The following is a 12247-nucleotide window of genomic DNA, read 5'->3' on the forward strand; positions in this document are numbered from 1 at the left end:
AAAATGGCCCCGGGTCTGCGCTATGTAAATGGCGAAGTGACCCGGGGCTTTTTCTTTTTCGTATATTGACGGCATAGCTGGGGGAGAGGCTATGCGTTCTCTCAACGTGCGATGCAGCAGGGTTGCAAATGAAGAAGGCGGGAGTGTATAAACGATCAGTGAAATCATTCGAAACTATCTGATTTTCCGAAGATATTAGAAAGTGGTTTCCATGAAAGTTTCGTTGTTGTTTCCGCCTACCTGGCATCCCTCTCAACCGTATCTCAGTCTTCCCTCTCTCACCGGATTCCTGCACCAGGGTGGCGTCAAAGACGTCTCTCAGCGGGATCTTGGAATCGAGTTGCTCGACCAACTTCTGACCCGCTCTTTCGGAGCTGAGGTTCATGAGCAGTTGCTCGCAAAGCAGCGGGAGCTGGAAAAGAGTACGTCTGGAGAGACTGGTCCGGGAAGCCGTGAGCACGCGGCCAAAATTGCGGAGTCGCTCGATCGGTTTCCCTATTTGATCGATCGGGTAGAGTTGGCAAAAGAGACGCTGCGTAGCGAGGCCTTTTACGATCTTGATGCGTATCGCGGCAGTCTCTTCATGATCGATAAATGGCTGGAGCTGGTGTCGTCGGTGTATTTCCCGACAAGATTGACGGTCGTCGATAATCAGTTCAGCAACTATTCGATCTATTCCTCGAAAGACCTCATGAAGGTCATTCGAGATGAAGTGCAGAATCCCTACATCAGCCTGTTCCGCGATAAATTTATTCCATCGATCGTGAACGATCGCCCGGATCTTATCGGTGTGTCGATCACGGCCACGTCGCAGATTATTCCCGGCCTGACGCTGTGCCGATTGATCAAAGAAGCGGCTCCCGATCTCCATATTACGATCGGAGGCAGTATCTTCACTCGCCTGGTCGATAATATCCGCCGCTGTCCGAGTTTGTTTGATATTACCGATGACATCGTCGTGTTCGAAGGAGAGACGGCGTTGCTGGAGCTGGTCAATCAGATGGCCGGGAAGAAAGATTTCAGCAAGGTGCCGAATCTGATCTATCGCCAAAACGGGAAGATCACGGTCAATCAGCCGTTCTATTCAGAAAATGTGAACCAGTTGCCGGCGCCGAACTACGACGGGTTTCCACTCGACAAGTATTTGTCGCCGGAACCGGTCCTGCCGGTCCAATTTTCGCGTGGATGCTACTACAAAGATTGCGCGTTCTGCGCCCTCACGCTTGATCACCAGAATTTCAGGCAGAAGGAGCCGGGCCGGACCATTGAAGAGCTGAAATGGCTCAAGCAGCGGTACGGGGCGCAGAATTTCTTTTTTACCGACGAATGTTTTGCGCTCGCACCCACCAAGCGGCTCTGTCAGCAGATGACGGAGCACAAGCTGGACATCAAGTGGACCTGCGAAATGCGGTTCGAAAAGAACCTCTCCCGTGAACTCCTGACGTCCATGCGTGATGCCGGTTGTCTCAAGATCGTGTTCGGATTGGAGTCCTTCAATCAGCGGATCATGGATTTCATGAAGAAAGGCATCAAGCAGGAGTGGGTCCGGAGGATCGCCGACGACTGTGTGGACCTGGGAATTGCTGTCCATTGCTACATCATCGTCGGATTTCCTACGGAGAAGGAAGAAGAAGCGCTGGAAACCATGAACTTCATCGTGGAGAACAAGAAGCTGCACGGGTCGTTCGGATTCTCCTGCCAGCCCTGCCTCTTCGATCTTGAAAAGGAAGCTCCGATCATGAGCGATCCGGGAGGATACGGGATACGCAGAATCATGCGGCCCTCTGCAGAGGATCTGAGTCTGGGGTTCTTTTATGAGGTGCAGGAGGGGATGACGCCGGACGAGTCGGAAAAGCTCTATCAGCATGTTTATGAACGGGTCAGTGAAGTGGTTTGCGAATTGCCCTTCAATTATTCGATGGCGGACGGATTGCTCTACATTGCGCATGAAAAGGCGCAGGCTGTCCAGGCGCCGCAGCCGATCAGCGCGTCCTAGCTTCCTCGGACGGTGGCTGCGACCCGGCATTGACCCTGTTTTTTTGTGACAGCTATAATCAGATCCTTGCTGGCGGGAGTGTACGAGGGGTATGAAAAGCGTAACGATGAGTGATCGGATGTCAGGCCGGATCAGCGATTACGGTCCGATGTTCGAGTATACGATCAAGCTCGTTCTGCTGACCTCATTTCTTGAGTTGGTGCTCTATCGCCTGGTCTCGAGATTGGGGATGCACCTGAGCAAGATGGCTGTGGCGCATCCGTGGATCACCCCGACCTTCAGCACGCTCACGGAGATCGGCACCTGGCTCCTCAACATCGTGGCGATTCTCTTGTTCCTCGCGCTGGGTGTGACGATGGTCAATCGAAGCGCCGGCCAGGAGGTGAGCCGGATGACCAAGGTAGCGATGAGCTGTGTGGTGTTGCTACTGCTCCTCACCGCGGCCTTTTTGGTGGTACCTTCCGGGATGGTCGGGTCATTGATCTATAACGTCATCGCCTTTCTGGCTTTGGCGTTGTTCATGTTCGAGTATGTCTCCACGCAACCGCAACGGTCGCACCAGGTGCTGGGAGTCACATTTTTCTTCGGTATTTCCGGATGGCTCTATTACCAAATCCTGTCGACCGCCTACAGTGTGGCCAACACCGTTGCCGCGCCGCCGTTCGTCTATGAGGCCCATCGAATCGGCGAAGCCTTGATGGTATTGGCGAGTTTTCTGACCTTTGCGGCCTACGGCCAGGGGCTGTCGCTCAGGACGAAGAACCGCGTGCAGCGCAATCGGGCGATCTGGTTCTGGGCGACGACCGGGACGATCTTCACGACCCTCATTTTTACCGATTATCTGCTCGGTTTGTATGACCCAGGCTTGGCGTCCGGGGTTCGGCAAGCTTCCCAGGGGATCGGGTGGATTTTCCAGTTCGGCATGGGCTATACCTTCTATCTGCCGTTCGCCATTTATATGGGGGGGCTGCTCTGTTGGTCCTATACCGTCATCAAGCTGCTCAATATGGGGCGGCTGGCGGGGTATGGGATTGGACTGATGTTTATCGCGGGGTATGCGTTGCTTTTTTCCAATCTCACGCTGATGGTGATTCTGGGAGTGATGCTGCTCGCGATGGATCGGGTCAGACCGGTGGCCTCGGAGTCTCCGTCGACGGCCGCGAATACACTCATGGGCTCTTCGGATGCCCTGGTAACCGAACAGGTATAATCACCCGCAACTGAACACAGGGGCATGTATGGACACAACGAACCCAAGCAATGAACCCACGCAGACGGCGACCGCGCTGGATCCCGGGGATCAGCCGCTCTCGCCCGACGAGGAAATCCTGGCGATCGAGAAGCTGCTGGCGGAGGAGCCCGACGATTTCCAGGCTCGCTGCCGGTTGGGCGAATTGTACTTCAGTAAAGGCCGGATGGACGACGCCTTGATCGAGGTCAAGAAATCGATTGAGATGGCGGAGGGCTTGCGCGCCGAGATGAATCGGTCGCTGGCCATGTATTATTCGAACCTCGGGACCATCTACGCCACGAAGAACATGGCCGACGAAGCCGAGGCCGAATTCAAGCATGCGCTCGATGTGTTCCCGCATGACATCCTGGCGCTGTTTAATCTTGGCCGGGTCTATGCGGACAAGAAGAAATTCATGGAAGCCAAGGATTACTACGAGCGCCTTGTCGAGATGACGCCGGAAGATCCCATCGCCTGGTACAATCTCGCCAGCGTGTATGTGGAGCTGGATAACCCGCTGGTGTCCGACTACAACACGATCGATATGGGCATTCAGTGCTATATGCGCACGCTCGAACTTGAGCCCACGCATCTGGAAGCCAGCTTCAAATTGATGGAGATCGCACTGAATCACAAGAAGTCCGATCTGGCGATCAAGGTGATGGAGAGCGCCGTGGAGAACAATCCCGACGAGCCGCTGGCCTACTACAATCTGATCAGCGTGTACGACAAGTGCAAAATGTTCGAGCAGGCTGAAGAAGCGCGGAAGCGGTTGAAAGAGCGGTTTGCCAAAAAAGCCAAAGAGAGTTCCGCATCCTGATTTACCCCTTAGGAAGGAGTCCATCATGTTTGGGAGTCTTGGATTCACAGAGCTGATTCTGATCCTCGTGATCGTGTTGATCATTTTCGGCGCCGGCAAACTGCCGCAGCTGGGCGAAGGATTGGGCAAGGCCATCAAGGGCTTCAAGAAGTCCGTGCACGAAGCCGACGCCATCGAGGCCGAGGCCCAGGCGCTTGCCGCGCAGCAGCAAGCCGCGGCTCCCGCGCAGGCCATTACGGCCGCTCCGGCTCAGGCGATGACCGTCGATCAGCCGGCGGCTGTGGCGCAACCGGCCTCGCGGGCGTAAGTTTTCTCTCCGAAGTGAAGTAGGAGACGCATAGACGTCTATGGATATAGAACTGCAGTTAGCCGGCGGCTACATCGAGACCTTTGCGGGAAACGGAAAAGCCCGGAGTACCGGTGACGGGAAGCGGGCGGTGAAAGCGGGGATTCCCCTTCCTCACCACGTCGCGCTCGACAAAGAGGAAAAGTGGCTCTATTTTGCCGAGTCCGGTTCGGATCGTATCCGGCGGGTCAACATACTCGAGGGGACGCTCCACAACTTCGCCGGGATCGGGGAAACCTGCTATAGCGGCGACGAAGGACTCTGCGGGGAAGCGGGTCTGTATCTGCCGCTGGATGTCGCGTTCGACTCTCAGAACAACCTCTTTATTTGTGATTCCGGCAGCAACCGCATTCGCCGGGTCGATCGGGAAACCGGGATCATCACGACGGTTGTCGGGACCGGCCAGCATGGGTTCAATGGCGATGGCCCGGCGCTCGAAGTGAATCTGACCTGGCCTGCCGCGATTGCGTTCGATCGGGACGATGTCATGTACATTGCCGATACGCAGGCGCACAAGGTGCGGCGGTATGACGCCCGTACCGGGATAGTGACCACGGTTGCCGGTGCCTGGACGGCGGAAGACGAATCGCGGGAGCAGCCGTTGGTGGCGCGCAGTCTTGTGGTGCTCTCCGGGGATGCTATCGGTATCGACTTCAGCGATGATCAGGGTTGGCTGATGCCGGTCTGCTCGGATGGTCTGGATTTGTCGATGTATCTGGATGACGGGAAGCCTGCAACGGAAGCCCGCCTCTACGATCTCGTGGGAATGGCCATTGATAGTAAGGGCAACATCGTCGTCGTGGATAAGGGCAGCAATCGTGTCAGGAAGATCGACATGCAGACCGGTATTATTTCGACGGTGGCGGGGATCTGTCGCTACGGCTACGATGGCGACGACAAGCCGGCCGTGAAGTCGATGTTGCATGCGCCCGAGGGCGTCGTGTTCGATGCCGAAGACAATCTCTATGTTGCCGATACCATGAATCATCGCGTGCGGAGGATCGATGCGGTGACCGGCACGATCACGACCGTCGCGGGCAACGGCGACAGCGGGTATGAAGACAAGAACATGGGCGGGTGCGGCGCCGCGCGGTTTGTCGCCAAAGAATCGGCCGGCACGGTCAAGCACGGCGATGGACTCTTGGGCATCGAAGCCGTGGTGAACTCACCGGTCGGGTTGACGCTCGACTCACAGGGGCATCTCTATATTTGCGAGCGCGGCGAGAACAAAATTCGCCGGGTGAAACTGTCCTAGGGCCCCGTTTCTGAGTGTGAGCCAGGTCTCTTGGCTGGCGTGGCGGCAATCTGCAGTGATCCAGGCGGCGACCGTCGAATTTCGAATCATCTGCATGGTGCGAATGACGAATCTCAGCCAGTCCCGTCCTTTTCTGCTGGTGTTTTTTGCCGGCCTTCTTGTTATCGCTAGTGTTCTAGCCGGATGGGGAATTCCGCTGGTCAGCTCAGCGGGCATGACTATCCGGTCCCAGTTCGCCGAGGGTGAACTGCCGTCGGCTCCGGACGATGCGGCATGGGCCAAAGTCTCTTCCTTAACGGTGCCGCTCAGCGGACAGGTCATTACGCGCCCGGTCTGGCCTGAGCCGACAGCGCGGGCACTCGTCGTACACTCTCTCCATAACGGCACCGAGATCGCGTTCCTGCTGGAGTGGCAGGATAACACCAAGAATGATCGCCTGACTCCCGGTACCTTTCGAGACGGCGTCGCCATTGGGTTGCCGCTCGGCGACGCGCCGGCATTCTTCTGCATGGGCCAGCTCGATCACTACATCAACATCTGGCATTGGAAAGCGGATTGGCAGAGTGATATCGATCGCCGCGCCTCCCGCCAAACCGAAAAGAAGGAAGGCGGCGTGCGCACGTTCGAGGTCATTCCCCGGCGAGTCTCGTCTGTGGAAGACTTGATCGGCGGAGGATTCAGCACGTTGACCACGAAGGAAAAGCAGGGACGGATTCAAGGGAAGGCGCAATGGAAAGATGGCGTGTGGCGTGTGGTGATGCGCCGCCCGCTGGTGAGCGAAGAGCCGGAGAATGAGGCGAAGCTCATTCCTGGCCGTGTGCAGACCGTCTCGTTCGCCGTGTGGAACGGGGAGAATAAAGAGCGCAACGGACAGAAGTCCGTCGCCCCCTGGTTCCAGCTGGCTATTGATCCGATTGCCAAGCTCTAGCAGGCTGCTGAAAAAGTCCGCCAGCGAGCGTTCTCGCATCGCACACAGGCTCAACGTACCGAAGCGTACGTCTCCGCCTCTGTGCTCGTTGCGGCCTTGCTGGATGGCCTTTTTGAGCAGCCTGCTAAGTTCCCTGGTATTATAAAACTTCGACCGTCTATGCCGATGACCCGTGAAAGGATCGCTATTCGAAGCCATCGATTCGTGAACATCGCGCTCCGGTGCGGTCGAAGTTGCACCCTGGCCCTCAGTCTCGTCGGCTTCACGGGAGTGGGCGGCTCTCTCCCGATAGCGGTCGCGGCTGACGCCGTGGCTATGACCGAGGACGAGGCGGTCAGGTTGGGTGAGGAATTCGGTGTGATGGTCGGATCGGTGGACGAGGATATTCGGAAAGAGCTGAAGCTGCAGGAGGCGAAGGGCGTCGCCGTGTTCGAGGTGATCGGGAACTCCCGCGCAGACTATGCCGGCATCAAAGTGCGATCCGTCATCAAGGAAATCGACAAGACGGAAATTCGCAACATGACGGATTTCGGGATCGCAATCAAAAAAGCGATGAAGGAATGCAACTTTACCCTCGGCACCTATGAGCCGGCCGATCCCGGCGATCCGGTCGGATGGGGTGTGAATTTTCATTTTGTCGGCTGCAAACGGGATTAACAGGCTGCGGAAAACAGGGTTGATACCGGAAATAATAATGTGAAAGTCTTTAGGGTAGGGTCGAACTCAGAACCACCTCAGGATGCTCAAAAAGGGCGTCCAGCAAGGCCGCAGCAAGCGAAGAGGCGATGCGTACTCTCTGCCGTACGTGGAGCCTCTGAGCACCGCGAGAACGCCGCTGGCGGACTTTTTCAGCATCCTGTTAAGGGCAACAGATGCCGTTGACACGACGCCTGGCCATCGGATGTTTTCTGCTCCTCGCCATCGGGCTGACGGCGTTGTCGCACGAGCGGGCCATCGCGCAAAAATCGGATGGAGCGGCGCCGCCCGACTGGGTGGCCGAGATCGAGAATGTGTTTATCCGCTCTGAAGATTGTAAGCAATGTCATGACCGCCACTATGAAGAGTGGAAAGGCATGCGGGAGCAAACGCCGGATCTGAAAACCTTCGGACGCGTCGATGCCGCGCTCTTGCATGGGACGTCGCTGGAGTCGCCGGTTTTTCGAACGGTGTTGGGCGTGTGGATGCAGACGAATCCGACTCCCGATGAACGTCAGCGCTGTCTCTCTTGTCATGTTCCGTCCACGACCGTGTTCCCCCAGCATGCAGAAAAGATTGTCGCGCAGGTCTTAGCCGGAAAGCCGCAAGTCGAAGGAATCGGTTGTGCGACCTGCCATATGATCGGTTCCGTCGACACGACGCCCGGTCCGCCGCCGACCTTCAAGCTGACACCGGGGAAAACCCTCTATGGCCCCTTCGCGAATCCGGAAGAAAACCTCGTACACATCGGGGCGCAGTCGGATCTGTTCCGAGGGGCCAATTACTGTACCTCCTGCCATTTCGATAAAGTGAAAGATGTCACGAAGCGAGAGCTGCCCGGTGAAATTCTCCAGGGGACGATCTGCCAGGACTGCCACATGGAGCCTTCGACCGGCAGTTCGACGTCCAAACGCGGATCGATGACGCGGGCCATCGGCCGGCACTGGTTTCGGGGCGTCGTCATTCCCGGCACGTTGTTAAAGAACCGGAATCTCCAGGCCGAGTGGATGCCGCGTGTTGATATCGAGGTGGCGAAGTCGAGCGGCACGGTGGAGGGGACGACGCTTGTTAAGGTGGGGAGTCTCCCCCACAGCTTCCCCGACGGGGATCCGGTGCTCAAGCAGGTGATCCTCACGATGACCGTCAAAGACGCAGCCGGGAAAGTCTTAGCGGAAGAGACGAAGCGGTTCGGCTTGCCCTACGACAAAATCCTGCGCGGCCCGATTCCCGATCCATTTATTAAAGGCGGCAATACGAGAAAAGTGCCGTTTGCCTATTCGATGCCGGCGGGTTCGACCCCGGCCTCGGTCGAAGCCGTGTTGAGCTATGCATTGATTCCGACGCCGGAACCGGCGTTGCGGGAAAAGTATCTCGCGACGTTGAAGACCGATAAGGAACGGGACGAGGCGAAGCATGTGCTCGATGAGTACCAGCAGCCGCGTTTCCTCACCTATCGCGTGAAGACTCTCTAGCCAGTGACGAGTGACGGGGGACGCGTGCCAGGTTGGACCAGAAAGAATGTGGAATGGAGCAAAGCGTGACGGGTAGAAAGCGGGTCGGCGTCCTTCTCGGAATGATGGCGGCGGTTCTGGGGCTCTCGCTGCTCGGCCTGCGTGATGGTGAACTCTCGGCCCAGGATGCCAAGTCTCAGGCCGTGATCGAAAAGGCCTTCCCCCATTCGAGTAAGTGCAAGCGTTGCCATGAGCGCGTGTTTGAAGAGTGGGAAACCTCTCCGCTCTCCAAATCGATCCATTCGCCGACTTTCCGTGCCTCGCTGGATGCCTATCTGAATTTCTCCGCGGGCAAAGATAAGGCGATGTGTTTCCGCTGTCATGCGCCCCACGTGCGTGAGTTTCCTGACCAAGCTCAGCTCTTCGTGGATCAGGCCAAGGCGGGAGATCCTTCATTGGATGGCGTGGCCTGCGCACAATGCCATTTGATTAAGCAGGTCGATCGGGCCAAGCAACCGCCGGAACCGAAGTACGAACTCGGCAGCAAGACGCTGTATGGCCCCTACAAAGATTTTGTCCAGAACCTCGCTCACCAGTCGATGGAGCTGGGTCTGTTTCAAAAGTCCGATCTCTGCCTGAACTGCCACCAGTCCGTACCCTCGGCGGCCAATCTGGGCAAGGCCAACGATCTGCTGGGGAGCTATGAGCAGAGTCAGGCCGTGAAGTCCGGCAAAGAGTGTCAGAGCTGCCATATGCCTGAGCAGGTCGGAGAATCGGCCAACGGAGAGAAGAAACGCAAAGTCGCCAACCATACGTTCCCCGGGCGCATCGGCAAGCTGCGGCAGGAAGCGGCGAAGCTGGATGTGCAGACCAAGATCGACGGGGATAAGACCACCGTCACTGTAAAAGTGCAAAGCCTCGTACCGCATAACCTGCCCACGACCCATCCGGCCTGGGCGTCGGTGGTGTTGGATCTCGATATCAAAGGCAAGAATTTGAAAACGGTCTTTGCCGATAAGCGGGTCTATGGCCGGACCTATGCCGATGCCAAGGGCCAAAAGACCGTCTTTGATTTTGAGGCGGCGAAGGTGCTTGAAGATACCGTTCTCAAGCCGGACGAAACGAGAGTAGAAACCTTTACCTTCCCCACTCCGAAAGATACGAAGACGTTCGACGTCGATGTTACTTTGAACTACGCGCCGATTACCGGTCCTGCGCCGTTCCTCCAGCGTGTCGAAGCCGAAGCCTCCAAGGGGTCGCAAGATCCGGTCTTCCAGGCGATCGACATCGTCAAACGTACCGAGAATATTCCCGTCAATAAGTAGCGTCCACGCGTGAAACGTAAGAAGAGGCCAGGGCTCTTCAGGTTTTTGTGTGGGGCAAGAGCGATGAGGCGTCCTCGCGCGACATTCCCCTCCTTCGTAAGGAGGGGTAAGGGGAGGTCGAAGACCGAGATGCCCATACCGGTCGCGAGTGGCTAGCACGAATGTGCGCAGCAGTCGGCGGAGGCTCTACCCCACCTGGCCTCCCCTTACAAAGGGGAGGGATTGGAGAATGGTCATGGACCACGATAGGTCGGAACTCACGGCACTGACCCACTCGAATTTCTGAAGACCCGTGAAATGTTTTGTAAGCGAAGGGGAAAACCGCCGGGCGTTGTAGATGCCTTTGGCCTAGTGGTTGAGGAAGAGAAAGTGGCCCGCCACAGGGTTCTTCTTGGCATCTTGTTGCGCCTGCTTGGTCAAGACGATGTGCCACTTCACCAGCCAGGCTCTTTCGCGCATTTGGCGGCAGGCGTCGCGAGCCCTTTTCTGATTGACTGTCTCATCTTGGGAATCGAGAGCAGATAGATTGTCTCCTGAATTGCCCGCCAGTTGCTTTCGGGGATGAGTACCGCATTAGAATGTTTCCCGACAATTCTGATGGGTTTCTGAGAGTAAGCCATCTCATCGATAAGGCGGCCCAGTTTTGATTGTGCCGCACTGGCTGTTAGGGTAGCCAAGCTGTGCATCATTTCTCGATCCGCATTGCAGGCATGTGGCGAAACTGGTTACTCGAAGATGATCTTGGAACTCGGCGACTTCATTTTGAAGATCTGGAGGGAGTTGTAGATACCCTTGGCTGGGTGGTTGAGGACCAAGCGTGAATTCGTCACGTGGGTGTCGAGGAGTTCGTATTGCCCACCGCTGTAGTAGAGATCGCAGTCATCGATCTGACAGTTCTTGTAGACGTGGTTGTCCAAGGCCAGCTTCGCCTTGCTGAACGTCTGCCCGTCGATTACGATATAGTTCGGCTCAAATCCCATACAGCCCTCCACTTGCGCGGACTATAGCAAGTCTGATTCTTCCCCGCAAACCACGAAGCCTCAGATGGCGGTATACATTGGTTCCATTCCAGCTGGCTGGGATGATTTCCCGTGACGAAACGGGTATTCTTTGCGACAACGAGGGGTTCGGAGAGGTGAGGAATGCCTGAGCTCTGCCGCTTCTTTGGTATCATCATCACCATGTTCTATGATGATCACGCCCCGCCGCATTTTCATGTACGCTATGGCGAGCACAAGGCTATAATGACCATTGATTCGCTGATGCTATTGGATGGCCTGTGCCGCCACGGGTATTGGGGTTGGTCGCCGAGTGGGGCGCACTGCATCAGGACGAGTTGAGAGATGATTGGAGACTCGCTGAGCAACGGGCCCCGCTCAAGAAGATCAAGCCGCTGGAGTAAGGCTCATGTTGAAGGATATCGTTGAAGCCACCGCGCTGGAAGGCTATCGCGTCCGTCTCCGATTTGAAGACGGCGTGGTAGGTGAACTTGATCTCTCTGCCGTGATGCAGTTTGAGGGCGTCTTTGCCCCGCTGAGAGACCTCGATCGCTTTCGGGAGCTTTGTGTGCATCCGGACCTGGGCACCATCTATTGGCCGAATGGAGCCGACCTCGATCCCGCAGTCCTCTATGCCCGTGTGACAGGAACGCCAATCCCGACATACGAAATCAAGGCCGGTAGTCGCTAAGACTCACGAGTCACGTTCCCGGTCGTTCGTCTATCTGGTTTCTCTGTCCGTTGGGTTTGTTTGGTTTTTGTGGCTCAAGCCAAGACCACATAGACCAGACCAACCGTCTTCGCTCTACCCCCCTCACGTGTTACCATTCACGTCTCACGGCCTCTGCAAAGCGGGGTGATTTTCATTCAGGAAACGGGTATTCTTCGGCAGTACTCGTTTGTGCCATGCGCCTGTCGAAGAGTGCATAGTGCGGTACAGCAGGTTCTCCATTACCGGGCATCCTGTGTGTGTGTGTGTGACGTGTCATGAATCCGTTCATCGATACGCAGGAACTGGCTCGGCGGTGTAATGAAGAGGAAGCTGTCTGGAGAGAGTACGAGCGACTGCGTCAGCTACGCCGTCGATACAGGTTTCGTGTCAGTGTGCCGACGGATATTCTCGACCGGCTCGATTGGCTGAAGGCGGAACGGGTTGCCCGAGTCATCCGTTGCGTGGGGGCATCTTTGTTATGAAGCAACG

General features: G+C 56.5%; 14 protein-coding genes. 12 read left to right on the forward strand and 2 right to left on the reverse strand.

The genetic code is table 11. The features are described from left to right. The first annotated feature begins 211 nt into the window (after nucleotides 1–211). The 9 genes from Q8N04_00265 to Q8N04_00305 all read left to right on the forward strand — a co-directional run bounded on the left by Q8N04_00265 (nucleotide 212) and on the right by Q8N04_00305 (nucleotide 10048). Nucleotides 212–1996 carry a radical SAM protein gene (locus Q8N04_00265; protein ID MDP3089088.1) on the forward strand — a complete coding sequence of 595 codons (1785 nt, stop codon included), beginning with the start codon at nucleotides 212–214 and terminating at the stop codon, nucleotides 1994–1996. A gap of 91 nt (nucleotides 1997–2087) precedes the next feature. Next, the gene (locus Q8N04_00270; protein MDP3089089.1) at nucleotides 2088–3206 is read left to right on the forward strand and encodes a hypothetical protein; all 1119 of its coding nucleotides are present in this window, start codon (nucleotides 2088–2090) and stop codon (nucleotides 3204–3206) included. A 28-nt stretch (nucleotides 3207–3234) separates the two neighbouring features. Further along, on the forward strand, nucleotides 3235–4047 hold the full coding sequence (locus Q8N04_00275) for a tetratricopeptide repeat protein (protein MDP3089090.1): 813 nt from the start codon (nucleotides 3235–3237) through the stop codon (nucleotides 4045–4047). A gap of 25 nt (nucleotides 4048–4072) precedes the next feature. Further along, nucleotides 4073–4354 (forward strand): twin-arginine translocase TatA/TatE family subunit, encoded by a 282-nt coding sequence (gene tatA, locus Q8N04_00280; GenBank protein MDP3089091.1) that lies wholly within the window; start codon nucleotides 4073–4075, stop codon nucleotides 4352–4354. A 40-nt stretch (nucleotides 4355–4394) separates the two neighbouring features. Then, a complete protein-coding gene (locus Q8N04_00285; GenBank protein MDP3089092.1) occupies nucleotides 4395–5648 on the forward strand; it encodes a hypothetical protein in 1254 nt (417 codons plus the stop codon). A gap of 16 nt (nucleotides 5649–5664) precedes the next feature. Then, a complete protein-coding gene (locus tag Q8N04_00290; protein ID MDP3089093.1) occupies nucleotides 5665–6576 on the forward strand; it encodes an ethylbenzene dehydrogenase-related protein in 912 nt (303 codons plus the stop codon). 159 nt (nucleotides 6577–6735) lie between these two features. Further along, nucleotides 6736–7233, forward strand: coding sequence for a hypothetical protein (locus tag Q8N04_00295; protein ID MDP3089094.1), 498 nt, complete (start codon nucleotides 6736–6738; stop codon nucleotides 7231–7233). A gap of 215 nt (nucleotides 7234–7448) precedes the next feature. Continuing rightward, complete coding sequence (locus Q8N04_00300) at nucleotides 7449–8744, forward strand: multiheme c-type cytochrome (protein MDP3089095.1); 1296 nt, start codon at nucleotides 7449–7451, stop codon at nucleotides 8742–8744. Nucleotides 8745–8809: 65 nt separating this feature from the next. Continuing rightward, entirely contained in the window at nucleotides 8810–10048 is a 1239-nt protein-coding gene (locus Q8N04_00305; protein MDP3089096.1) for a multiheme c-type cytochrome, read from the forward strand. Between the two features lie 434 nt (nucleotides 10049–10482). Here Q8N04_00305 and Q8N04_00310 read toward each other — a convergent pair whose 3' ends face one another. Together Q8N04_00310 and Q8N04_00315 are read right to left on the reverse strand one after the other, a co-directional pair. Beyond that, nucleotides 10483–10734 (reverse strand): type II toxin-antitoxin system Phd/YefM family antitoxin, encoded by a 252-nt coding sequence (locus Q8N04_00310; protein ID MDP3089097.1) that lies wholly within the window; start codon nucleotides 10732–10734, stop codon nucleotides 10483–10485. 39 nt (nucleotides 10735–10773) lie between these two features. Further along, nucleotides 10774–11028, reverse strand: coding sequence for a hypothetical protein (locus tag Q8N04_00315; GenBank protein ID MDP3089098.1), 255 nt, complete (start codon nucleotides 11026–11028; stop codon nucleotides 10774–10776). A 299-nt stretch (nucleotides 11029–11327) separates the two neighbouring features. Here Q8N04_00315 and Q8N04_00320 point away from each other — a divergent pair, with 299 nt between their 5' ends. The 3 genes from Q8N04_00320 to Q8N04_00330 all read left to right on the forward strand — a co-directional run bounded on the left by Q8N04_00320 (nucleotide 11328) and on the right by Q8N04_00330 (nucleotide 12240). Further along, nucleotides 11328–11450, forward strand: coding sequence for a DUF4160 domain-containing protein (locus Q8N04_00320; GenBank protein MDP3089099.1), 123 nt, complete (start codon nucleotides 11328–11330; stop codon nucleotides 11448–11450). A gap of 5 nt (nucleotides 11451–11455) precedes the next feature. Then, the gene (locus Q8N04_00325; protein MDP3089100.1) at nucleotides 11456–11737 is read left to right on the forward strand and encodes a DUF2442 domain-containing protein; all 282 of its coding nucleotides are present in this window, start codon (nucleotides 11456–11458) and stop codon (nucleotides 11735–11737) included. Between the two features lie 296 nt (nucleotides 11738–12033). After that, complete coding sequence (locus tag Q8N04_00330) at nucleotides 12034–12240, forward strand: hypothetical protein (protein MDP3089101.1); 207 nt, start codon at nucleotides 12034–12036, stop codon at nucleotides 12238–12240. Nucleotides 12241–12247 lie beyond the last annotated feature (7 nt).

It is taken from the genome of Nitrospira sp. (genome assembly GCA_030692565.1).
Taxonomy (GTDB): domain Bacteria; phylum Nitrospirota; class Nitrospiria; order Nitrospirales; family Nitrospiraceae; genus Nitrospira_D.

Excerpts from the sequence above, each read along its gene's own strand:
- Q8N04_00265 (MDP3089088.1), top strand. The coding sequence starts at position 212 with ATGAAAGTTTCGTTGTTGTTTCCGCCTACCTGGCATCCCTCTCAACCG.
- Q8N04_00270 (MDP3089089.1), top strand. The coding sequence starts at position 2,088 with ATGAAAAGCGTAACGATGAGTGATCGGATGTCAGGCCGGATCAGCGAT.
- Q8N04_00275 (MDP3089090.1), top strand. The coding sequence starts at position 3,235 with ATGGACACAACGAACCCAAGCAATGAACCCACGCAGACGGCGACCGCG.
- tatA (MDP3089091.1), top strand. The coding sequence starts at position 4,073 with ATGTTTGGGAGTCTTGGATTCACAGAGCTGATTCTGATCCTCGTGATC.
- Q8N04_00285 (MDP3089092.1), top strand. The coding sequence starts at position 4,395 with ATGGATATAGAACTGCAGTTAGCCGGCGGCTACATCGAGACCTTTGCG.
- Q8N04_00295 (MDP3089094.1), top strand. The coding sequence starts at position 6,736 with ATGCCGATGACCCGTGAAAGGATCGCTATTCGAAGCCATCGATTCGTG.
- Q8N04_00300 (MDP3089095.1), top strand. The coding sequence starts at position 7,449 with ATGCCGTTGACACGACGCCTGGCCATCGGATGTTTTCTGCTCCTCGCC.
- Q8N04_00310 (MDP3089097.1), bottom strand. The coding sequence starts at position 10,734 with ATGCACAGCTTGGCTACCCTAACAGCCAGTGCGGCACAATCAAAACTG.
- Q8N04_00315 (MDP3089098.1), bottom strand. The coding sequence starts at position 11,028 with ATGGGATTTGAGCCGAACTATATCGTAATCGACGGGCAGACGTTCAGC.
- Q8N04_00325 (MDP3089100.1), top strand. The coding sequence starts at position 11,456 with ATGTTGAAGGATATCGTTGAAGCCACCGCGCTGGAAGGCTATCGCGTC.
- Q8N04_00330 (MDP3089101.1), top strand. The coding sequence starts at position 12,034 with ATGAATCCGTTCATCGATACGCAGGAACTGGCTCGGCGGTGTAATGAA.